Genomic DNA, 21850 nt, shown 5'->3' with positions numbered 1-21850 from the left:
CCCGTTCGCGCAATGGAGATCCTGTGGGAGCGGGCTTGCCCGCGATTGCAATCGATCATTCAACATCAATGTTGAATGTTATGACGCCATCGCGGGCAAGCCCGCTCCCACAGGGATTTTGGTGTTCTTGAGATCGTTCAGGTTAGGTTCAGGTAAATGTCAATCAGTGGCATATGTGAATGAGTGTCATTATGTTACAACTTAGCACCCTATCTAAATCCGAGACGTTGCTGAATGCTCGTTCCTTTTCTGATCATGCTGCGCGAAGGCATCGAGGCCGCGCTGATCGTCGGCATCATCGCCAGCTACCTCAAACAGACCGGCCGCGGGCAGTGGATGCCGGCCGTGTGGATCGGTGTCTTCCTCGCCGCCGCCCTCGCCCTGTTGGTCGGCGGTGGCCTGGAACTGGTCAGCGCTGAATTCCCGCAGAAACAACAGGAACTGTTCGAAGGCATTGTCGGGCTGGTGGCCGTCGGCATTCTCAGTTCCATGGTGTTCTGGATGCGCAAGGTCGCGCGCTCGATCAAGCATTCACTGCACGTCTCCCTCGACCATGCCCTGGCCGGTTCAACACATCAGCTGATCGCGCTGATCGCCATGGTGTTTTTCGCCGTGGCCCGCGAAGGCCTGGAAACGGTGTTTTTCCTGCTGGCGGTGTTCCAGCAAAGCGAAGGTCCGGCCGCTCCGGTGGGTGCCCTGTTCGGCCTTGTCCTGGCCATCGTCATCGGTTTCATGATTTACGGCGGTAGCCTGCGCCTGAACCTGGCTGCATTTTTCCGCTGGACCGGGTTATTTATTCTCGTGGTTGCCGCGGGCATTCTCGCCAACTCCGTGCAGGCGCTGCATGAAGCCGGGGTGTGGAATCACCTGCAAACCGTGCTCTTCGATATCAGCGCCACGCTGCCGATGGACGGCCCGCTGGGCTCGGTACTGGCCGGCATGTTCGGCTATCAGGACGCGCCGACCGTCAGCACCCTCGGCGCTTATCTGATTTACCTGCTGATCGCGCTGGTGATGTTCTTTCTCCCGGCGCCGGCGCTTTCGAAAACTCCGTCTTCTGTTTCCAGCCAGTAAGGGCAACCATGCCAAACCAAGCCCCACCCCAGGCGTCCCCACCCCATGCCTTGCGCTGGGCAGTGGTCGGTTCGGTGATCGTGATGATCGCCGCCGGCGGCCTGTTCTACTACGCCTCGACCATGGCCGCGGCCAAGCGCCTGGCCAATCATGACGAGGTGCTGGTGACTATTCATCCGCACAGCTGTGAGCCTAATACCCTGACGGTCCCCGCCGGGCGCGCCAGCTTGCGCATCGTTAATCGTTCCGATCGTGCGGTTGAATGGGAAATCCTCGACGGTGTGCTGGTGATCGAAGAGCGCGAGAACATCGCACCCGGCCTCAGTCAGGTGATTAACGCGAACCTGTTGCCCGGCGACTACGCCATCACGTGTGGCCTGTTGAGCAACCCGCGGGGCACCTTGCACGTCACGCCGACCGCGGCGTCCGATGCCGCCGCCAAGGCAAAGCCGTCGATGCTGAAATTTGTCGGACCATTGTCGGAATTTCGCGTGTACCTGAGCACTCAAGGCTCGGTGCTGATCAAAGCGGTCACGGTACTGGAACAAGCAATCGCCTCCGGTGATCTGGCTCAGGCACAGGCGCTGTACGTGCCGGCCCGCGTCGCCTATCAGCGCATGGCCCCGGCCGCGCAGCGCCTGGCTGAACTGGACAACAGCATCAATGCCCGCGCCGACTATTTTGAAAAGCGCGAGCAAGACCCGGCCTTCGCCGGTTTCCACCGCCTCGAATTCGCGCTGTTCCAACAACGCAATCTCGACGGACTGACACCGAATGCCCTGCGTCTGCTGACGGACGTCACCACCCTCAAACAACAGCTGCTGGCCCAGTCGCTGCCACCGGAGCAATTGGTGAGCATCATCGTGCGCAACCTCAACAGCATCGCCGAAGTCCGCGCCCTCAACGGTGAAGAGGAACGCTACAGCCACAGCGACCTGAACGGTTTCGCCGGCAATCTCGATGCGGCCCGCAAAGTTGTCGACCTGTTGCGCCCGCTGCTGACCACGTCTGCGCCCGGGTTACTGCCGACAATCGATGACGCCCTCAATGCGTTCGACGCCGAACTGAACCGTTTCAAGGTCAACGACGGCTACGCCAGCTATGACAGCGTCAACACCGCGCAACGTCAACAGATCGCCGACAAAGCCACGGCACTGGCCAGCGCACTGGATGCCATCGACCCCGCCCTTGGCCTTGGTGGCCTGACAGCAGAAGGCTCCAAACGATGAACGATTCAGAACCATGCAACTTCCAGCGACGTCGAGTCTTGATGGGCATGGGCGCCGCCGGTGTCGCCCTCGCCGGCTCGGCGCTGAGCTGCCCGGTCATGGCGGCAACCCCCGCGCAAGTCACCGCGGCGCCGAGCAGCGACCGTACCGAAGATCGTCACGCGTTCCACGGCAAACACCAAAGCGGCATCGTCACGCCGCGCCCGGCGTCGGGCATGCTGGTGTCGTTTGATGTTCTGGCCAGCGACCGCGAAGACCTTGAGCGCCTGTTCCGTACCCTGAACGAACGCATCGCCTTTTTGATGAAGGGCGGCCCGGTGTCCCAGATCGATCCGAAGCTGCCCCCCGTGGACTCGGGCATCCTCGGCCCCGTTGTCACACCGGACAACCTGACCATCACCGTGTCGGTGGGCGAGTCGCTGTTCGACGAACGCTTCGGCCTCGCCGATGTAAAGCCCAAGCGGCTGACCCGCATGGTCGGTTTTCCCAATGATGCGCTGGAGGCCGACTGCTGCCACGGCGATTTGAGCCTGCAATTGTGCGCCAACACCACCGACACCAACATCCACGCCCTGCGCGACATCGTGAAAAACCTGCCGGACTTATTACTGGTGCGCTGGAAACAGGAAGGCAGCGTGCCGCCCCAGGCCCCGGCGAAACCCGGCGTACCGGCACAGAGCGCGCGCAATTTTCTGGGTTTTCGCGACGGCTCAGCCAACCCAGATTCCAACGATGCCAAAGCGATGGACTCCGTTGTCTGGGTGCAACCGGGCAGCGATGAACCGGCGTGGGCGGCCAACGGCAGCTATCAGGCCGTGCGGATCATCCGCAACTTCGTCGAGCGCTGGGACCGTACGCCATTGCAGGAACAGGAAAGCATTCTCGGTCGGGTCAAAAGCACCGGCGCACCCATGGGCGGCAGCCACGAAAGCGAAATCCCGGATTACACCAACGATCCGGCAGGCAAGCTGACCAAGCTCGACGCACATATCCGCCTGGCCAACCCGCGCACCACGGCGAGCCAGACCAACCTGATCCTGCGTCGGCCATTCAACTATTCCAACGGTGTGAACAAGAACGGTCAGCTCGACATGGGTCTGCTGTTCATCTGCTACCAGAGCGACCTGGAAAAAGGCTTCATCACCGTGCAAAACCGCCTCAACGGCGAACCGCTGGAGGAATATCTCAAGCCCGTCGGCGGCGGGTATTTCTTCACGTTGCCCGGTGTCATCGGCGACCAGGATTTCATCGGTCGTTCGCTGCTGAACGCTACACACAACAAAACCACTGCCTAACCGCCACAACGATCCTCACGGAACCGCCCCATGAAAAAGTCGCCCCTCGTGTTACTGCTGATCCTTGGCTTGCTCAACACCCCGTTTTCGGCGTTCGCGGCCACCGCGCCGCTGGACCTGGTGGGGCCGGTCTCGGACTATAAGATATACGTCACTGAACAACTGGATGAGCTGGCCAGCCACACCCGGCAATTCACCGACGCCATAAAAAAAGGTGACCTGGCCACCGCGAAAAAACTCTACGCGCCGACTCGCGTGTATTACGAGTCGATCGAGCCGATTGCCGAGCTGTTCAGTGACCTGGATGCGTCCATCGACTCCCGCGTCGACGATCACGAGAAAGGTGTGATGGCCGAAGACTTCACCGGGTTCCACCGCCTTGAATACTCGCTGTTCTCGGAAAAAAGTACCGAAGGCCTGGGCGAACTGGCCGACGGCTTGAACAAAGACATCAAAGACCTGCAGGCCCGCGTGGCCGGCCTGACCTTCCCGCCTGAAAAAGTGGTCGGTGGTGCTGCCGCACTGCTGGAAGAAGTCGCTGCGACCAAGATCTCCGGTGAGGAAGATCGCTACAGCCACACCGACCTGTATGACTTGCAGGGCAATATCGACGGTGCGAAGAAAATCGTCGACCTGTTCCGTCCACAGATCCAGAAACAGGACGCCGGGTTCGTGGCCAAGGTCGACAGGAATTTTGCGACCGTGGACAAGATCCTGGCCAGGTACAAGACCAGCGACGGTGGTTTCGAGACCTACGACAAAGTGAAGGAAAAGGACCGCAAGGCGCTGGTCGGGCCGGTTAATACGCTGGCTGAAGATTTGTCGACGATGCGTGGGAAGCTGGGGTTGAACTGAGTGTTGTAGCGCTTTAAGGGCCTCTTCGCGAGCAGGCTCGCTCCCACAGGGGTTGTGGGAGCGAGCCTGCTCGCGATTGCATTGAAGGCGACGTTACCGCTCAAAGAATACGGTAAAGCAACCGCTCAATACGCACGCGACTGACCCGCTTGAGGAACTTGGCCACGCCCGCCGGGTATTCGGCGAGGGTTTCCAGATCCTGATAGCGCTCGATGCGCCGGGTGTGCTGGAAGATTTCGGCCAGCTCCTTGCGGCGCGGTTCCAGCAACTGGCTGTGCGGATCATCGATCAGCAAGGCGTTTTCCAGGTCGAGGCGGAATGCGCGCGGGTTGAGGTTGTTGCCGGTCAGCAAGGTGTAGCGCTGATCAATCCACATGCCTTTGAGGTGATAGGTGTTGTCGCCATCGTGCCACAGGTGCAGGTTCAACTGACCGCTGTCGATGTTGCGCTGATGGCGCTTGGCAAACCGGCGCAGGCTGATCTCGTACAGGTATGGCAGCGCCGCGATCACCTTGAACGGTTCGCTCGGCGGAATGTAGAAGTCGTTGGCGGTCTTGTCGCCGACCACGATGTCGATCTTCACCCCCCGCGCCAGTGCCCGGTTGATTTCCCGGGTCACGGCCAATGGCAGGTTGAAGTACGGCGTACAAATGGTCAGTTGATGCTGGGCACTGGCGATGAGTTCGCAAATCACCCGGCTCAACGGGTTGTTCTTGCCAACGCCGAGCAACGGGCTGACGGTCAAACCGTTCTTGAGCGTGGTGCCCGCCGTGGTGTCGTACGCCGCGTGCTTGAGACGGCTGCGCAAGTCACCGATATCGTTGCGCAGGCTGCGGGTGGTCGGCAGGTTCGGCAAGTCGAGGCGATGCACCGCTTTGGATGCGACCAGGCCGTGTTGCACCAGGTGATGCATCGAATCGGCCAGTTCGCGGTTCTGGATCAGGTGATAACGGTCGTAGCGGTACTTGTCGAACTTGTGCAGATAAACGTTGTTCAGACTCGCGCCGCTGTAGATCACGCAATCATCAATGACGAAGCCCTTGAGGTGCAACACGCCGAACAGTTCGCGGGTCTGCACCGGGACGCCATACACCGGCACTACACTTGCGTGGGTGCGAGTCATTTCCTGATACCACGCCGAGTTGCCCGGCTGTTTGCCGGCACCGATCAGACCGCGCTGGGCGCGCAACCAGTCGACAACGACCACCACGTCCAGCTCAGGACGTGCGGCTTTCGCTGCGTGCAGGGCATCGAGAATTTCCTGGCCGGCTTCGTCCTGTTGCAGGTACAACGCGACGATATAGATGCGCTGGGTCGCGCTGGCGATTTTTTCCAGCAGGCAACGACGAAATTCGGCAGCGCCGGAAAGGATGCTGACGGCATCGGCGGTCAGCGCAAAACTGCGTAGTTTTGGCAGCAGGGAGCGTTTGAAAAGCGACGGCATAGGGCTCGCAATGGGTCGAATCCGAAGAACCCAAGAGCTTACACCATCGATGGGGTTGGGTCTTGTTACGGTCTGTAATGGCCTCTTCGCGAACAGGCTCACGCCCCCATTCAACGGCATTCTCTTGTGGGAGCGAGCGTGCTCGCGAAAGCCATTTATCAGGCATCAACGCATTGGTATTGCAAAAAGAGGACCTTCACTCTGAAGATCAAAATCTGCTCGACCCTTGTTTGAATTTCAACTTGATACGGAGCCTTGAAATGTCTGATGCCAACGTTCGCCCGCCATTGCCGCCCTTCACCCGTGAATCGGCCATTGAGAAAGTCCGTTTGGCCGAAGACGGCTGGAACTCCCGCGAGCCGGAGCGCGTGTCCCTGGCCTACACCCTGGACACCCAATGGCGAAACCGCGCCGAGTTCGCCCATAACCGCGAAGAAGCCAAAGCCTTCCTGACGCGCAAATGGGCCAGGGAACTCGACTATCGCCTGATCAAGGAGCTCTGGGCCTTTACCGACAACCGCATCGCAGTGCGTTTTGCCTATGAATGGCACGACGACTCGGGCAACTGGTTTCGTTCCTATGGCAACGAAAACTGGGAGTTCAACGAGGATGGTTTGATGGCGCGACGGTTTGCCAGCATCAACGACATGCCGATCAAGGAAAGCGAGCGCAAGTACCACTGGCCGCTGGGGCGGCGACCGGATGATCATCCAGGGCTGTCAGATCTAGGCCTGTAAACACGCACTTTATGCAGGAGCTGGCTTGCCAGCGAGGCGGCCGGCCTGACACACCGCGTCGTCTGGTTCGCCAGCAAGCCGGCGCCTACAGCATCAGCCCTCGCGCCGGACCTGTAGGAGCTGGCTTGCCAGCAAGCCGGCTCCTACAGGATCTGCGATCCGCTCCTGCATTGGTTTTGTGTTGTACAGATGAGTAAGATGTCGCCCCTTCCCCGCAGCCCCTTTCTGCACCCGCCGAATAAGCCGATCCCATGCCCTTCGAACTCAGTGTTGACCTCTCCACCCTGGCCATTCTCGCCCTTGTCGCTTTTGTTGCCGGTTTCATCGATGCCATCGCCGGCGGCGGCGGTCTGTTGACCACACCAGCCCTGCTGACCGCCGGCCTGCCTCCGCACCTGGTCCTGGGCACCAACAAACTCAGCTCGACCTTCGGCTCGGCCATCGCCAGCTTTACCTTCTATCGCCGCAAGCTGTTCCATCCCGCACAGTGGGTTCACGCCATCGTCGGCACGTTGGTGGGCGCACTGATCGGTGCCATCGTCGCGCATTACCTGCCAGCGGAATGGCTGAACAAGATGCTGCCGGTAATCGTTTTCGCCTGTGGCGTTTATCTGTTGTTTGGTGGTACGCCGAAAGCGCCGCTGGACAGCGACGCGCCGATCAAGAAGAAGTGGCAATCGACACAGGGCTTCAGCCTCGGCTTCTATGACGGCGTGGCCGGTCCGGGCACGGGCGCGTTCTGGACCGTCAGCAGCCTGCTGCTCTACCCTATCGATCTGGTGAAGGCCAGCGGTGTGGCGCGCAGCATGAACTTCGTCAGCAACGCGGCGGCGCTGTCGGTGTTCATCTTTTCCGGTCAGGTGGACTGGATCATCGGCCTGTGCATGGGCTCGTCATTGATGGTCGGCGCCTTCTTCGGCGCCCGCACCGCCATCAGCGGGGGTGCGAAGTTCATTCGTCCGGTGTTCATCACCGTGGTGTTGGGTCTGACCGTGCGTTTAGCCTGGCAACACTGGTTCAGCGTGGCCTAAACGCCGCGCCACATACACGTCGATCAGGTAACGGGCAATCGAGCGCGACGCCGGCAACGGCGGCAACGCGTGCACGTTGAACCACTGGGCGTCTTCGATCTCGTCTTCCTGACACACGATCTCACCACCGGCGTATTCGGCATGGAAGCCGAGCATCATCGAGTGCGGGAACGGCCAGCACTGGCTGCCCAGGTACTGGATGTTCCTGACCTCGATGCGCACTTCCTCGCGTACCTCGCGGATCAGACAATCTTCGGCCGACTCACCCGGCTCGGCAAAACCGGCCAGTGTGCTGTAGACCCCCGTGACGAAGCGCGGTGAACGCGCCAGCAGGATTTCATCGCCCCGGGTGACCAACACGATCATGCTCGGCGAGATGCGCGGATAACTGCGCATCTCGCATGGCTGGCAATACATTGCCCGCTCTCGCGGCACTTGCGTCATGGCCTGCCCGCAATTGCCGCAAAAGCGATGCTCGCGTGCCCAGGTGCCGATCTGCGCGGCGTAACCCAGCACTTTATAGACCGTGTGATCACCGTCCAGCATGAATGCCCGCAGACCTTTCCAGTTGCAACCCGGCACGTCGCTGTGGCTGCGCAGTTCCAGCAGATAAACCGGCTCTCCATCGAGATGACCGATGCCGTGTTCAGCCAGAATCGACAAGTCCTGGCGCTTGAGCCATTCCCTTGGGAACAGCGCGCCGTTGTCGTCGAACAAAAAGCCTTCAGGGCTGCGTGCGACAGCCCAGCCGCCGGGTTGGTCTGTGTCCAGTACTGCGGTGGTCCAGCGAGAAATCATGGTCAATCAATCCAGGAATTCGGGTTTCTGTTTGCTCATATGGGCAGCCATGGCCACGCGAAGATCAGTGGATTGCAACATGGCGGCGTTCCAGGTAGCGATGTATTCGAGGCCGTCATCGATGCGATGGTCGCGCATGTAGCTGATCATCTCCTTGGTGCCGGTGACGGCAATCGGCGACTTTGCGGCGATTTCGCCGGCAATGCCCATGACGCCGTCGAGCAGGCTGGCGCTGTCGCTGTAAACGCGATTGACCAGGCCCATGCTCCGCGCCTCGTCGGCACCAAACGTGCGACCAGTGTAAGCCAGTTCACGCAGCATGCCGTCCCCGATGATTCGCGGCAAGCGTTGCAGCGTGCCGACGTCGGCGGCCATGCCGATGTCGATTTCCTTGATCGAGAACTGTGCATCTTCAGCGGCGTAACGCATGTCGCAAGCGGCAATCAGATCGATTGCCCCGCCCAGGCAGTAACCCTGAATCGCCGCGAGCACCGGTTTGCGGCAATTATCGACGGCGTTGAACGAGGCTTGCAGGTTGAGGATCTTGCGTCGCAGCAGGCGTGCGTTGCGACCCACGTCCTTGCCGAGTTCGTTGGCCACACTGGCCAGCATCATCAGGTCGATACCCGACGAGAAATGCTTGCCTGCCCCACTGAGGACCACCACGCGCACATCGTCGCTGTCGTCGATCCATTGGAAAATCTCGACGATTTCACTCCAGAACGCAGCGTTCATCGAGTTGATCTTCTCGGGGCGGTTGATTTGCACATGAGCGATTTTATTGACCAGTTCGACGTTGAACGCGGTGTACTGAGCCATGCCAGTGATCCTTTTGCGGGCAAAAAATGAGGCCAGAACTATACCAACCCCCCATCACCGTCAGTAAGGCAGTGGTTCGGCCAAATGCGGGACTCACCCGTCACGCACCGTAACAGTGCATGAGCGCAAAATCCTGTTGCACGGTTATGTGACCGGCCCGTGACTTTTTGAGGCCAATGCGCAAAAAAACACGCCCTTCGTCGGAGCGTTCGCCCCTTGATCAGGCACGCTCGTTCCGCTTCAAACCGATTGTCGAACAATTTTGCCATCTGCGCTTTACCGCTCTAAGTTCTGGCCTAGACTCATTTTCTCGAGGCGAGACCGGTCGGTCACAAAACGGAAAAAAAGTGGAAACTTTTACCTTTCTCCGTCGGTCCTCTCAAAAGAAGGTGCGTTGCGACTGGTGCAATCTTTGCAAAGGCTCATTCACCCCTTTTGCTTCAACGCATTGGGCAGCGCTTGCTCACTGATGCGTAGCGCTTTTGCGCCCGGCCAAGGGAATCTGGCCTGAAATACCGTTTGCCAGACCTAAGAATTAGATCAACAACACGGGAGATTCATATGATCAGTACGGCTTTGGAAATACAGGGAGAGCGTGCTCATCAGGTCGGCGAATCGAGCGCCGTAAGTGCCGCAAATACGCAACCGATCAACGTCCCGGTGACCAAGACGCTGGCACCGGTGGTCAGCCACAACCCCAACCGCAAGAAAGTCCTGTTCGTCACCTCGGAAATTGCCGACCTGGTGAAGACCGGTGGACTCGGCGACGTCTCTGCCGCGCTGCCTCGCGCCATGGCCCATCTGCATGATGTGCGGGTGTTGATCCCCGGTTACCCGCAAGTGCTCAACAGCGAAAACCCGATTCATATCATCGGTGAACTGGGCGGCCATGCGGCGCTGCCACCCTGCAAGGTCGGGCGCATGGACATGCCTGATGGTCTGGTCATTTACGTGTTGATCTGCCCCGAACTCTACGAGCGTGAAGGCTCACCCTATGGCGCGAACAACGGCCGTGACTGGCCGGACAACCACATTCGCTTCGCTCGCCTGGGTCTGGCGGCTGCCGATATCGCCGCCAACCTCGCACAAATTCACTGGTGCCCGGACCTGGTGCACGCCCACGACTGGCCGGCCGGCCTGGCGCCGGCGTACATGCACTGGCGCGGGCAGCGCACCCCGACGTTGTTCACCATCCATAACCTGGCGTATCAGGGCGTGACCAGCCTGGGTTCCTGCCCCGAGTTGGGCATCCCCCATCACGCACTGCAACAGGAAGGCATGGAGTTCTACGGCAAGATGTCGTTCCTCAAGGCCGGCATGGCCTATTCGAGCCACATCACCACGGTCAGTGCGACCTACGCCCAGGAAATCACCACCCCGGATTTCGGCTGCGGTCTCGACGGTTTCCTCGCCGCCAAGACCCAGCAAGGTTTGCTCAGCGGTATTCCCAACGGCATCGACGAGAGCTGGGATGCGGCCACCGATCCGCACCTGTTCTGTCCGTTTGGCATTGGCGATTGGGAAGGCAAAGCCGTGAATGCCGCCCACGTACGCCAGTTGTTTGGCCTGCAGGACTCAGAGGGTCCGCTGTTCGCCGTGGTGTCGCGACTGGTCTACCAGAAAGGCCTGGACCTGACCGAAGCGGTGTCCGAGTTCATCGTCAAAAACGGCGGCCAGATTGCGATCATCGGTCGCGGCGAACCGGAAGAAGAACAGGCGATGCGCGAACTGGCCCTGCGTTTCCCCGGGCAGATCGGCGTGCGCATCGGCTTCAACGAAACCGATGCCCGGCGCATGTTCGCCGGCAGCGATTTCCTGCTGATGCCGTCCCGTTACGAACCGTGCGGCCTGAGCCAGATGTACGCCCAGCGCTTCGGCTCCTTGCCGGTGGCACGCAACACCGGCGGCCTGGCCGACACCATCGAAAACGGCGTGACCGGTTTCCTGTTCGACGAATCCACCGTCGAGAGCTATCAGCAAGCTCTGAGCCGGGCGTTCAAGGTGTTTGCCTTCCCTGACCTGCTGCACGCCATGCGCTGCCGGGCCATGGCGGCACCTTTCAACTGGTGCAAGGCGGTCGAACCCTACGCCGAACTCTACGAACAGCTTGTGGCTAAAGCGTTGGGGAAATCGAACAAACAGTAAGAGGGATGAAGATGCCGTTACGGACCCTTGAGACCTGGCCCCACGGCGCAATCATGCTGGACGCACAGCACACGCAATTTGCGTTGTGGGCGCCAGATGCGTTTTACGTCAGTGTCGAACTGGAAAATGGACAGTCCTTGCCGTTGCTGCCTCAGGCCGACGGCTGGTTCGTGATCAATACTCGATGCCCGGCGGGGACGCGTTACCGCTACTGCATTGATGGCGAACTGGAAGTGCCCGACCCCGCCTCTCGCGCACAGGCGGGCGATATCGATCGCCACAGCATGGTGGTCGATCCGTTGGTTTACCAGTGGCGACACGTTGAGTGGTTGGGACGGCCGTGGAGCGAGGCGGTGATCTACGAATTGCACGTCGGTGCGCTCGGCGGCTTCGAGGCCGTCGAGCAACATTTGTCGCGGCTGGTTGAACTGGGGGTCACCGCCATCGAATTGATGCCTGTGGCGCAATTCCCCGGCGAGCGTAATTGGGGCTACGACGGTGTTCTGCCCTTTGCGCCCCAGGCGTCGTATGGCTCACCCGATCAGCTCAAGCATTTGATCGACACCGCCCATGGCCATGGCATGGCGGTGATTCTCGACGTGGTCTACAACCACTTCGGACCGGACGGCAATTATCTGCATCGTTACGCCAAGGACTTCTTCCGCGAAGACAAGCACACGCCCTGGGGCGCGGCCATCGACTTCCGTCGGCGTGAAGTGCGGGACTTCTTTATCGAAAATGCCTTGATGTGGGTGCAGGAGTACCGCTTCGACGGCTTGCGCCTCGACGCCGTGCACGCCATCGAAGACCCGGACTTCCTTCAGGAACTGGCGCGACGGGTACGACAACAAATCGATCCTGCGCGTCATGTCTGGCTGATGCTGGAAAACGAACACAACGAGGCCAGCCTGCTGGAGCAAGGTTACGACGCGCAGTGGAACGACGACGGCCACAATGCCTTGCACGTTCTACTGACCGGTGAGACCGACGCCTACTACGCTGACTATGCACACAATCCGACCGCACAACTGGCGCGCTGCCTGAACCAGGGTTTCGTGTTTCAGGGCCACATCAACCGTCACGGTGTGGCACGTGGTGAGCCCAGCGAGCACCTGCCACCCAGTGCATTTATCCTGTTTCTGCAGAATCACGACCAGATCGGCAACCGTGCCTTTGGTGAGCGCCTGCATCAACTGGCCCATCCGCAAGCATTGCGGGCAGCGACGGCGTTGTTACTGTTATCGCCGATGATCCCGCTGTTTTTCATGGGCGATGAATTCGCCGTCGAACAACCGTTCCTGTTTTTCACCAGCCACCACGGTGAACTGGCGAAACTGGTGCGCGATGGGCGTCGAAATGAATTCGCGGCGTTCAGCGCGTTCACCGATCCGCACCAACGCGCGCGCATTCCCGATCCGAATGCGCCGCAGACCTTTGAAGCATCGCGCCCAATGATGCCAACGTGTGCTGACAGCGCGACGCACGACCTGTATCGACAATTGTTGCAGATCCGCCATCGACACCTCATCCCGCGCCTGCCTGGCACCCAGCCACTGGGCGCTAATGTATTGGGCGATGGCGCAGTCAGTGCGTCATGGCGTCTGGGCGATGGCAGTCTGTGGCGCATTGACCTGAACCTGGGCGACAAGCCCGTGGTCCACACCCCACAGACCGGCGCGCAGGTGTTGTTCGAACAACCGCCAAAGTCCGCCGCCCTGCTGGATCAAGGCACCCTTGCTCCCTATTGCGCGCTCGTCAGCATCATCGCTGCAGCCCCTTTGCTACCCCTGACGGAGAGCGTCCATGAGTGATGCGCAACTGGAAATTCTGGCCAGCCGTGCCGGCCTCGCGGTCGACTGGATCGACGCCAATGGCCGCGCGCAAAAAGTCGCGCCCTCGGTCCTGCGTAATGTGCTGACCGGACTCGGCCATCCGGCCGGCAGCGCCCAGGAAATCGACGCCAGTCTGCTGGAGTTGCAAGCGGCGCAACACACCCAGCACCTGCCACCCTTGATCACCGCCGACGTCGGTGTCGGCCTCGATCTGGCACGTTTTTTTGCCCCTCAAACCCTGTGCGAAATCCATCTCGAAGACGGCTCGCGGCTCAACCTGAAACTGGATGCCCAGGCGGTGCTCCCCGGCTTGATCCCGGTCGGCTACCAGCACGCCAGCATTGATGGACAAACCTTCACCCTCGCCGTGGCGCCGGCCCGTTGCTACAGCGTAGGCGATGCGGCAGACAGCCCGATCCCGCGTGGCTGGGGCTTGAGTGTGCAGCTGTATGGCTTGCGTCGCCCGGGCGATGGCGGCTTCGGCGATACCCAGGCGCTGGAAGACCTCGCCCGGGTTGCGGGCGAGCGCGGTGCAGACGCGCTGGCGATCAGCCCACTGCACGCGATGTTCTCCAGTGACACCCAGCGCTACAGCCCTTATTCACCGTCCAGCCGTTTATTTCTCAATAGCCTCTACTGCGCGCCTGGTGCGATTCTGGGTGAACGCGCCTTGCGCACCGCGATTGATGCAACCGGGCTGGCTGACCAGCTGAAGGATCTGGAAGCGCGCCCGCTGATCGACTGGCCGGCCGCCGCCGAAGCCAAGCACCGGATATTGCAGGCGCTGTACGAAGGCTTCGTCCAGGGCGAACACCCCTTGCACGCCGACTTCAGCAGCTTTCGCCACGCCGGTGGCGAAGCCCTGGAAAACCATTGCCGCTTCGAGGCTATTCAGGAAGCTCGCGCCGCCCGGAGTGAAAACCTCGACTGGCGAGAGTGGCCCGAGCAATGGCGCAATCCACGTAGCACCGCGCTGGCCGAATTCGCCGAAGAAAACGCCGGGCGCATCGGTTTTTTCGCGTTCTGCCAGTGGCTGATCACCCGCTGCCTGGAACGGGCCCAGGCCGCTGCCCGCAGCAGCGGCATGAACATAGGCCTGATCGCCGATCTGGCAGTCGGCGCCGATGGTGCTGGCAGCCAGGCCTGGAGCCGGCAGGACGAACTGCTCGCCGCCCTCACCGTCGGCGCGCCACCGGACATCCTCAATCGCAGCGGCCAGGGCTGGGGGATTTCCGCATTCTCGCCAGAAGGCCTGGTGCGTAACGGCTACCGCGCCTTCATCGAAATGCTCCGGGCCAACTTCGCCCACTCCGGCGGCTTGCGCATCGATCATGTCATGGGCCTGCAACGCCTGTGGGTCATACCTAACGGCTCGCCGCCCGCCGACGGCGCGTACCTCTATTACCCGGTGGACGATCTGCTGCGTTTACTCACCCTGGAATCCCATCGTCATCAGGCGATCGTGCTGGGCGAGGACCTGGGCACGGTGCCGGAGGGTCTGCGGGAGAAACTCATTGCCCGTTCGATGCTGGGCATGCGCGTCTTGCTGTTTGAACAGGACAACGCGCACTTCAAACCGATACTCGACTGGCCAGACAATGCGCTGGCCACCACCAGCACCCATGACCTGCCGACGCTCAACGGCTGGTGGCATGGCCGGGATATCGACTGGAATGCCCGGCTCGGCATGGTCGACGCCAGCGGTGAAATCGAATGGCGCCAGCACCGTGAGCGCGAGCGCGAAGGTCTGCGCCGGGTCTTGAGCCAGGATCCGCAGAACTTCCGCGAAGAATCCCACGAGACCGACCAGATCCTCGATGCCAGTGTTCGCTTCCTCGGCCATACCCGTGCGCCTCTGGTTTTGCTGCCGCTGGAGGATGCTCTCGGCGTTGAGCAGCAGGCGAATCTGCCGGGCACCATCGACGCACACCCCAACTGGTCGCGAAGGCTTCCCGGGTACAGCGAAGCTTTGCTCGATGGTCCGGACGCCGCCCGGCGCCTGGAACTGCTCGCCTGCGCGCGCCTGCAAGCTGCCGAGCGTGATCGATGACAAAAACGCTTGATCCAATGCTGCGGGCCACCCTGCGACTGCAATTTCACAAAGGTTTCACGCTTGACGATGCGGTGCCGCTGGTGCCGTATTTCGCCCGCCTCGGCATCAGCCATGTCTACGCCTCGCCTTTGCTGCGCGCCCGCTCAGGGTCGATGCATGGGTATGACGTGGTGGACCCGACCAGGGTCAACCCGGAACTGGGCGGTGAAGCGGCGCTGCGGCGTCTGGTCAATGCCCTTCGCGAACACGACATGGGACTGATCCTCGATATCGTTTCCAACCACATGGCCGTGGGCGGCGGCGATAACCCGTGGTGGCTGGACCTGCTGGAATGGGGACGACTGAGTCCGTACGGCGAGTTCTTCGACATCCAGTGGCATTCCCCCGATCCGCTGATGGAGGGCCAATTGCTCCTGCCGTTCCTTGGCAGCGACTACGGCGTCGCCTTGCAGGACGGCACCCTGGCGATGCGATTCGATGCCTGGCACGGCACGTTCCATGTTGAACACTACGATCACCGTTTCCCGATTTGCCCTGGCGATTACGGTGAACTGCTCAAGACCGAGGTGGCGCCCGACGCAACTCAGGCCGAGCTACTCAAAAACCTGGCTGATCGGTTCGGCGCACTGAGCTACCAGACCGATGCACATAGCCTGGCGATCCCGCTCAAAGCCGAGCTGCGCGACCTGGCGAACGATCCGCAGTTCGCCGCAGCCATCGAGCAAAATCTCAAACAGTTCAATTCCCAGACTCCTGAAGGTTTCCAGCGCCTGCACAATTTATTGGAGCGCCAGAGCTATCGCCTGGCCAGTTGGCGCACCGCCGCCGACGACATCAATTGGCGGCGCTTTTTCGACATCAATGAATTGGGTGGCCTGCGCGTCGAACGTCCGGCAGTCTTCGAAGCGACCCATGCGAAGATCTTCCAGCTGGTGGCGCAAGGGCTGATCGACGGGCTGCGCATCGACCACATCGACGGCCTCGCCGACCCTCGGGGCTACTGCCGAAAACTGCGTCGACGGATCGATCGGTTATCCGTGGGGCGGCACCTGCCCATCTACGTCGAAAAGATTCTCGGCGAAGGCGAAACCCTGCACCGCGACTGGTCGGTGGACGGCACCACCGGTTACGAGTTCATGAATCAGCTGTCACTGCTGCAGCACGATCCGCTGGGCACACAGACACTCGCCGAACTCTGGCACCGCCACAGTGAACGTCCCGCCGATTTTGCTCAGGAAGCTCAGTTGGCGCGCCAGCAGATTCTCAACGGTTCCCTGGCCGGGGATTTTGAAAGTGTCGCCCAGGCCTTGCTGCAAGTGGCCCGGGACAACCTCATGACTCGCGACCTGACCCTCGGTGCGATTCGCCGGGCCTTGCAGGCGTTGATCGTGTATTTCCCGGTGTACCGCACGTACATCAACCCCCTCGGCCGATCAGATCAGGATGACGTGTTTTTCCAGCAGGCCATCGAAGGTGCCCGTCGAGCGCTGGGCGAAGCCGACTGGCCGGTACTCGATTGCCTCGCCGGGTGGCTCGGCGGTGAACCCTGGCGCCGGCGTCCCGCAGGCCGCGAACGCAAACGCCTCAAGCATGCCTGCGTACGCTTTCAGCAACTGACCTCGCCCGCCGCAGCGAAAGCGGTGGAAGACACGGCTTTCTATCGCTCGGCGGTATTGCTTTCGCGCAATGACGTCGGTTTCAGTACCGAGCAGTTCAGTGCCCCGGTCGAAGCGTTCCATCAGGCCTGCATCGAGCGCCTCGACGCCTTCCCGGACAACCTGCTCGCCACCGCCACTCACGACCACAAACGCGGCGAAGACACCCGCGCGCGCCTGGCCGTATTGAGTGAGCGCAGCGCCTGGTATGCCGATCAGATCGGTTTGTGGCGCGCCCTCGCCCGGCCCTTGCGCGCCGACGATCAAACGCCGTCGACGGGTGATGAATTGATTCTGTATCAAGCCATTCTCGGCAGCTGGCCACTGACGTTGCGGGCGGATGAGCCGGTGGCGTTGGAGGACTACGCCAAGCGCCTCTGGCAATGGCAACGCAAAGCGCTGCGTGAAGCCAAACTGCAAAGCAGCTGGAGCGCGCCCAACGATGCGTACGAGCAGGCGACCGAGGATTTTCTCCAGCGCCTGCTGCTGCGCCCGGAAGGCGAACTGCTGCGCGCCGCCCTTGAAAAAGCGGCCCGCTCAATCGCCACGCCCGGCGCCCTGAATGGTTTGGCGCAAACCTTGCTGCGCATGACAGTGCCAGGGGTGCCGGACCTCTATCAAGGCAACGACTATTGGGACTTCAGCCTGGTCGATCCGGACAATCGGCAACCGGTGGATTACGCCAGACGCCAACAAACGCTGCAGCAGGTGGTTGATGTGCCGGATCTGCTGATGAACTGGCGCGATGGGCGCATCAAGCAGGCCTTGATTGCGCGCACATTGGGTCTGCGTGCCGAACAAGCGACGCTGTTTCACCGAGGCACGTATCAGGCATTGGAAGTGCTGGGCAGCCAGGCTCAACGAGTGTTGGCTTTTGCCCGGGAGCACGAAGGAAAACGCGCCATCGTGATTGTGCCGATTCGATGCGCGCAACTGCTGGAAAACAGTGCCGAACCACAGATCGACGCGCCGCTGTGGGGCGATACCCGAGTCAACTTGCCGTTCACTGAGCCTGAGGAAAATCTGAAGGGACTTTTTTCGAGCGTCGCAGTCACAAAACACAGGGAGCTGATGATCAGCGCCGCGCTGGGGGAATTCCCGGTCAATCTCATTATTCAAACGACCCACACTTGAGTTCAGTTCAGGAGCATTGCGATGAGTACCGACGATAAACGCATCCGAGAATTCGCTTATCAGATCTGGGAGTCAGAAGGAAAACCCGAAGGTCAGGAAGCCCGCCACTGGGAGATGGCGCGCAAACTGGCAGAGGCCGAAGCGCTGGCGCCGAGCAAGTCGCCCAAAGCTGCCGCCAGCAAATCTGGCGTTAAAAAAACCGGCGACGGCAAGCTCAGCAATGGCAAAGCGCTGGACGGCAAGCTTGCCGTGCCCAAAGTCAGGAGCAAGCCTGCGGCGGCATCGAAAGTGATTCCGCCGGGGGAAAAAGCCGCCGAGAAAAAACCCCGGGCTGCGCGAAAACCGCCTGCGGTTTGATTTACCCAACCTTGTTTCTAAATGACGTCGTGGCGAGCCCGCTTGCCACTGAGGCTACGCTCGACCGAAAAAAACCTGTAGGAGCGAACTCGCTCGCGATAGCGGTTCAACATTCAGCACCTGTGCAGGCTGACACACCCTCGCGAGCAGGCTCGCTCCTACAGGTTAAACGTTTGCCGGAGAATTTATGACCAGCCCCAAGAAACTCGCCACACCAGCCCCCCGTGCCGAAGCCACGCGAATTCGCGAGGGTTTGCCCTTCCCGCTGGGTGCGACCTGGGATGGCCTGGGGGTCAACTTCGCCCTGTTTTCCGCCCATGCCACCAAGGTTGAGCTGTGCCTGTTCGACGATACCGGCGAAGTCGAGCTCGAACGCATCGAACTGCCCGAATACACCGACGAGATCTACCACGGCTATCTGCCCGACGCCCATCCGGGCCTGATCTACGGCTATCGCGTCTACGGTCCTTACGACCCGGCGAACGGCCATCGCTTCAATCACAATAAATTGCTGATCGATCCTTACGCCAAGCAACTGGTCGGCAAACTGAAATGGTCTGAAGCGCTGTTCGGCTACACCATCGGCCACCCCGACGCCGACCTCAGTTTCGATGAGCGCGACAGCGCGCCCTTCGTGCCCAAATGCAAAGTGATCGACCCGGCCCACACCTGGGGCCACGACCATCGCGTCAGTGTGCCCTGGGACAAAACCATCATCTATGAAACCCATGTCCGCGGTTTCACCATGCGCCACCCTGCCGTCCCCGAGAACGTGCGCGGTACGTTTGCCGGGTTGATGGTCGATGACGTGGTGGAACACATTCGCAAGCTCGGGGTGTCGACCGTTGAATTGCTCCCGATTCATGCCTTCGTCAATGACCAGCACCTGCTGCACAAGGGCATGACCAACTATTGGGGCTACAACAGCATCGCGTTCTTCGCCCCCGACCCGCGCTACCTGGCCAGCGGCAAGATTGCCGAGTTCAAGGAAATGGTCGCGCACCTGCACGAAGCCAATCTGGAAGTGATCCTCGACGTGGTCTACAACCACACCGCCGAGGGCAACGAACAAGGCCCGACCCTGTCCATGCGCGGCATCGACAACGCGTCCTACTATCGCTTGATGCCCGACGACAAGCGTTTCTACATCAACGATTCCGGCACCGGCAACACCCTGGACCTGAGCCATCCCTGCGTCCTGCAAATGGTGACCGACTCCTTGCGTTACTGGGCCACCGAAATGCACGTGGATGGCTTCCGCTTCGATTTGGCAACCATCCTCGGGCGCTATCACGACGGCTTCGACGAACGCCACAGCTTCCTCGTCGCCTGCCGGCAGGACCCGGTGCTGCGCCAGGTCAAATTGATTGCCGAACCCTGGGATTGCGGCCCCGGCGGCTATCAGGTAGGCGGTTTTCCACCGGGCTGGGTCGAATGGAACGACAAGTTCCGCGACACCGTCCGCGCATTCTGGAAAGGTGATGACGGGCAACTGGCGGACTTCGCCAGCCGCATGACTGCCTCGGGCGAGATGTTCAATCAGCGTGGACGGCGTCCCTATTCTTCCGTGAATTTCATCACCGCCCACGACGGTTTCACCCTCAACGACCTGGTGTCGTACAACGACAAGCACAACGAAGCCAACGACGAAGACAATCAGGACGGCAGCAACAACAATCTGTCGTGGAACCACGGTGTCGAAGGGCCGACCGACGACCCCGAGATCAATGCCCTGCGTCATCGGCAGATGCGCAACTTCTTTGCCACCCTGTTAATCGCCCAGGGCACGCCGATGCTGGTGGCCGGTGATGAATTCGCCCGAACCCAGGACGGCAACAACAATGCCTATTGCCAGGACAGTGAGATCGGTTGGGTCAACTGGGACTTGAGCGAGGACGGCAAAGCGTTGCTCAAGTTCGTCAAACGTCTGATCAAGCTGCGCCTGACTTACCCGATCCTGCGCCGTGGGCGTTTTCTGGTGGGAAATTACAACGAGGACATCGGCGTCAAGGACGTGACCTGGCTGGCGCCGGACGGCACTGAAATGACCACCGAGCACTGGCACGATGTGCACAACCGCTGCCTGGGCATGCTGCTCGACGGTCGCGCTCAGGAAACCGGGATTCGCCGCAAAGGCGCGGATGCTACGCTGATGCTGGTGGTTAACGCCCATCACGACATCGTCAACTTCATGCTGCCGCAAGTGCCTGACGGCGGATTCTGGACCTGCATGATCGACACCAACCAACCGTCGATTCGCGGCCAGGAGCGCTTTGAGTTCGGCCACGAATACTCGGTCACCGGACGGTCGTTGCTGCTGTTCGAGCTTCAGCATGAGGAGGAAGAATAAAAGCACCTTTGCGACCGCAACGTTGTCGCCTGTGAAACTGAACTGCGCGCCACCGTATCAGTCGCATGCATAAGCAGACCGCAGACAAAGGAGCAAACGTGGCCAGTCATTCCAAGCAGCAGGCAGCCGAATCGGTGCCGGTGGATCCCCCAGCGGCCATTCATCGGTTGCGGGTGCTGACGGTCAATACGCACAAGGGGTTTACCGCGCTCAATCGACGCTTCATTCTGCCGGAGCTGCGTGAAGCGGTCCGCAGTACCTCGGCGGACCTGGTGTTTCTGCAGGAAGTCGTCGGCGAGCACGATCGTCACTCCTCGCGCTTTAACGATTGGCCGCAAACCTCGCAATACGAATTCCTCGCCGACAGCATGTGGAGCGACTTCGCCTATGGCCGCAATGCCGTGTACCCCAACGGGCACCACGGCAATGCCCTGCTGTCGAAATACCCGATCCGCGAATACCGCAACCTCGACGTGTCCATCACCGGGCCCGAACGCCGTGGTCTGTTGCATTGCGTACTGGACGTGCCGGGCCATACCGAGGTGCATGCCATCTGCGTTCACTTGAGCCTGTTGGAGAGCCATCGCCAATTGCAATTGCAGTTGCTCTGTCAGTTGCTTGAATCCCTGCCCGACGATGCACCGGTCATCATCGCCGGGGATTTCAACGACTGGCAACTGCAAGGCAACGCCGCCCTCGCCCGCCGCCATTATCTGCACGAAGCCTTCGAACGCCACCACGGTCGACCCGCCAAGACCTACCCTGCACGCTTTCCATTGCTACGTCTGGACCGCGTTTACCTGCGCAACGCCAACAGCCATCAACCGCGCATTCTGGGGAGTAAACCCTGGACGCATCTGTCCGATCATTTGCCGTTGGCGGTGGAAGTACATCTCTGATGCGCACACCTACCTGTTATTTCTGACAGTAGCCACGCACAAAAATTCTTTGCTACGGTGACCTCGCCCATTTCGATAGTTGAAGGGGCTTGCGACTCACTGTAGCCAAGGTTGCCGAAGGATCTGTGCGGGAAAGTTGATTT

At 60.5% G+C, this 21850-nt stretch carries 16 protein-coding genes; 13 read left to right on the top strand and 3 right to left on the bottom strand.

Annotation, left to right across the window (positions count from 1 at the left end; genetic code table 11):
* The first annotated feature begins 234 nt into the window (after positions 1 to 234).
* Genes efeU through efeO (AD668_RS12225) form a run of 4 tightly spaced genes read left to right on the top strand, consistent with a single transcriptional unit; the run spans position 235 to position 4453 of the window.
* Positions 235 to 1074: an iron uptake transporter permease EfeU gene (gene efeU, locus AD668_RS12240; protein ID WP_053159000.1), complete on the top strand. Its 840-nt coding sequence runs from the start codon at positions 235 to 237 to the stop codon at positions 1072 to 1074.
* An 8-nt stretch (positions 1075 to 1082) separates the two neighbouring features.
* Positions 1083 to 2303 carry an iron uptake system protein EfeO gene (gene efeO, locus AD668_RS12235; RefSeq protein WP_053158998.1) on the top strand — a complete coding sequence of 407 codons (1221 nt, stop codon included), beginning with the start codon at positions 1083 to 1085 and terminating at the stop codon, positions 2301 to 2303.
* Positions 2300 to 3598 carry an iron uptake transporter deferrochelatase/peroxidase subunit gene (gene efeB, locus AD668_RS12230; RefSeq protein ID WP_053158996.1) on the top strand — a complete coding sequence of 433 codons (1299 nt, stop codon included), beginning with the start codon at positions 2300 to 2302 and terminating at the stop codon, positions 3596 to 3598. Before efeO (AD668_RS12235) ends, efeB begins: the two co-directional genes overlap by 4 nt.
* Positions 3599 to 3628: 30 nt before the next feature.
* Positions 3629 to 4453 (top strand): iron uptake system protein EfeO, encoded by an 825-nt coding sequence (efeO, locus tag AD668_RS12225; RefSeq protein WP_053158994.1) that lies wholly within the window; start codon positions 3629 to 3631, stop codon positions 4451 to 4453.
* A gap of 100 nt (positions 4454 to 4553) precedes the next feature.
* Here the strand turns inward: efeO (AD668_RS12225) and pssA are convergent, their stop codons facing one another.
* Positions 4554 to 5897 carry a CDP-diacylglycerol--serine O-phosphatidyltransferase gene (gene pssA, locus AD668_RS12220; protein ID WP_053158992.1) on the bottom strand — a complete coding sequence of 448 codons (1344 nt, stop codon included), beginning with the start codon at positions 5895 to 5897 and terminating at the stop codon, positions 4554 to 4556.
* Positions 5898 to 6157: 260 nt separating this feature from the next.
* On the opposite strand from pssA, the gene AD668_RS12215 reads away from it, so the two are divergent.
* Together AD668_RS12215 and AD668_RS12210 are read left to right on the top strand one after the other, a co-directional pair.
* Complete coding sequence (locus AD668_RS12215; protein WP_053158991.1) at positions 6158 to 6634, top strand: nuclear transport factor 2 family protein; 477 nt, start codon at positions 6158 to 6160, stop codon at positions 6632 to 6634.
* Between the two features lie 251 nt (positions 6635 to 6885).
* Positions 6886 to 7665, top strand: coding sequence for a TSUP family transporter (locus tag AD668_RS12210; RefSeq protein WP_053158989.1), 780 nt, complete (start codon positions 6886 to 6888; stop codon positions 7663 to 7665).
* Here the strand turns inward: AD668_RS12210 and nudC are convergent.
* Both nudC and AD668_RS12200 read right to left on the bottom strand, forming a co-directional pair.
* Positions 7633 to 8463: an NAD(+) diphosphatase gene (gene nudC, locus AD668_RS12205; RefSeq protein WP_053158988.1), complete on the bottom strand. Its 831-nt coding sequence runs from the start codon at positions 8461 to 8463 to the stop codon at positions 7633 to 7635. The two genes, AD668_RS12210 and nudC, sit on opposite strands and share 33 nt — an antisense overlap.
* A gap of 6 nt (positions 8464 to 8469) precedes the next feature.
* Positions 8470 to 9282 (bottom strand): crotonase/enoyl-CoA hydratase family protein, encoded by an 813-nt coding sequence (locus AD668_RS12200; RefSeq protein WP_053158986.1) that lies wholly within the window; start codon positions 9280 to 9282, stop codon positions 8470 to 8472.
* Positions 9283 to 9843: 561 nt separating this feature from the next.
* Between AD668_RS12200 and glgA the strand changes: the two genes are divergently transcribed.
* The 7 genes from glgA to AD668_RS12165 all read left to right on the top strand — a co-directional run bounded on the left by glgA (position 9844) and on the right by AD668_RS12165 (position 21707).
* Positions 9844 to 11427: a glycogen synthase GlgA gene (glgA, locus tag AD668_RS12195; RefSeq protein ID WP_053158984.1), complete on the top strand. Its 1584-nt coding sequence runs from the start codon at positions 9844 to 9846 to the stop codon at positions 11425 to 11427.
* An 11-nt stretch (positions 11428 to 11438) separates the two neighbouring features.
* Positions 11439 to 13238: a malto-oligosyltrehalose trehalohydrolase gene (gene treZ / locus AD668_RS12190; RefSeq protein WP_053158981.1), complete on the top strand. Its 1800-nt coding sequence runs from the start codon at positions 11439 to 11441 to the stop codon at positions 13236 to 13238.
* Positions 13231 to 15309 (top strand): 4-alpha-glucanotransferase, encoded by a 2079-nt coding sequence (gene malQ, locus AD668_RS12185; RefSeq protein ID WP_053158979.1) that lies wholly within the window; start codon positions 13231 to 13233, stop codon positions 15307 to 15309. Before treZ ends, malQ begins: the two co-directional genes overlap by 8 nt.
* Positions 15306 to 18101 (top strand): malto-oligosyltrehalose synthase, encoded by a 2796-nt coding sequence (locus AD668_RS12180; RefSeq protein ID WP_053158978.1) that lies wholly within the window; start codon positions 15306 to 15308, stop codon positions 18099 to 18101. Before malQ ends, AD668_RS12180 begins: the two co-directional genes overlap by 4 nt.
* A gap of 21 nt (positions 18102 to 18122) precedes the next feature.
* Positions 18123 to 18458, top strand: coding sequence for a DUF2934 domain-containing protein (locus AD668_RS12175; protein WP_053158976.1), 336 nt, complete (start codon positions 18123 to 18125; stop codon positions 18456 to 18458).
* A 187-nt stretch (positions 18459 to 18645) separates the two neighbouring features.
* Positions 18646 to 20808 (top strand): glycogen debranching protein GlgX, encoded by a 2163-nt coding sequence (gene glgX, locus AD668_RS12170; protein ID WP_053158974.1) that lies wholly within the window; start codon positions 18646 to 18648, stop codon positions 20806 to 20808.
* A 98-nt stretch (positions 20809 to 20906) separates the two neighbouring features.
* Entirely contained in the window at positions 20907 to 21707 is an 801-nt protein-coding gene (locus AD668_RS12165) for an endonuclease/exonuclease/phosphatase family protein (protein ID WP_053158972.1), read from the top strand.
* Positions 21708 to 21850: the final 143 nt, after the last annotated feature.

Source organism: Pseudomonas sp. P1.8 (assembly GCF_001269805.1).
Classification (GTDB): domain Bacteria; phylum Pseudomonadota; class Gammaproteobacteria; order Pseudomonadales; family Pseudomonadaceae; genus Aquipseudomonas.
The sequence above is the reverse complement of the archived record's forward strand: the minus strand, read 5'-3'. Positions and strand labels throughout refer to the sequence as shown.

Bases quoted from the DNA above. Each gene is read 5' to 3' on its own strand.
- glgX (WP_053158974.1), top strand. From the start codon at position 18,646: ATGACCAGCCCCAAGAAACTCGCCACACCAGCCCCCCGTGCCGAAGCC.
- treZ (WP_053158981.1), top strand. From the start codon at position 11,439: ATGCCGTTACGGACCCTTGAGACCTGGCCCCACGGCGCAATCATGCTG.
- AD668_RS12215 (WP_053158991.1), top strand. From the start codon at position 6,158: ATGTCTGATGCCAACGTTCGCCCGCCATTGCCGCCCTTCACCCGTGAA.
- efeB (WP_053158996.1), top strand. From the start codon at position 2,300: ATGAACGATTCAGAACCATGCAACTTCCAGCGACGTCGAGTCTTGATG.
- efeU (WP_053159000.1), top strand. From the start codon at position 235: ATGCTCGTTCCTTTTCTGATCATGCTGCGCGAAGGCATCGAGGCCGCG.
- malQ (WP_053158979.1), top strand. From the start codon at position 13,231: ATGAGTGATGCGCAACTGGAAATTCTGGCCAGCCGTGCCGGCCTCGCG.
- glgA (WP_053158984.1), top strand. From the start codon at position 9,844: ATGATCAGTACGGCTTTGGAAATACAGGGAGAGCGTGCTCATCAGGTC.
- efeO (WP_053158994.1), top strand. From the start codon at position 3,629: ATGAAAAAGTCGCCCCTCGTGTTACTGCTGATCCTTGGCTTGCTCAAC.
- AD668_RS12180 (WP_053158978.1), top strand. From the start codon at position 15,306: ATGACAAAAACGCTTGATCCAATGCTGCGGGCCACCCTGCGACTGCAA.
- AD668_RS12210 (WP_053158989.1), top strand. From the start codon at position 6,886: ATGCCCTTCGAACTCAGTGTTGACCTCTCCACCCTGGCCATTCTCGCC.
- nudC (WP_053158988.1), bottom strand. From the start codon at position 8,463: ATGATTTCTCGCTGGACCACCGCAGTACTGGACACAGACCAACCCGGC.
- efeO (WP_053158998.1), top strand. From the start codon at position 1,083: ATGCCAAACCAAGCCCCACCCCAGGCGTCCCCACCCCATGCCTTGCGC.
- AD668_RS12175 (WP_053158976.1), top strand. From the start codon at position 18,123: ATGAGTACCGACGATAAACGCATCCGAGAATTCGCTTATCAGATCTGG.
- pssA (WP_053158992.1), bottom strand. From the start codon at position 5,897: ATGCCGTCGCTTTTCAAACGCTCCCTGCTGCCAAAACTACGCAGTTTT.
- AD668_RS12200 (WP_053158986.1), bottom strand. From the start codon at position 9,282: ATGGCTCAGTACACCGCGTTCAACGTCGAACTGGTCAATAAAATCGCT.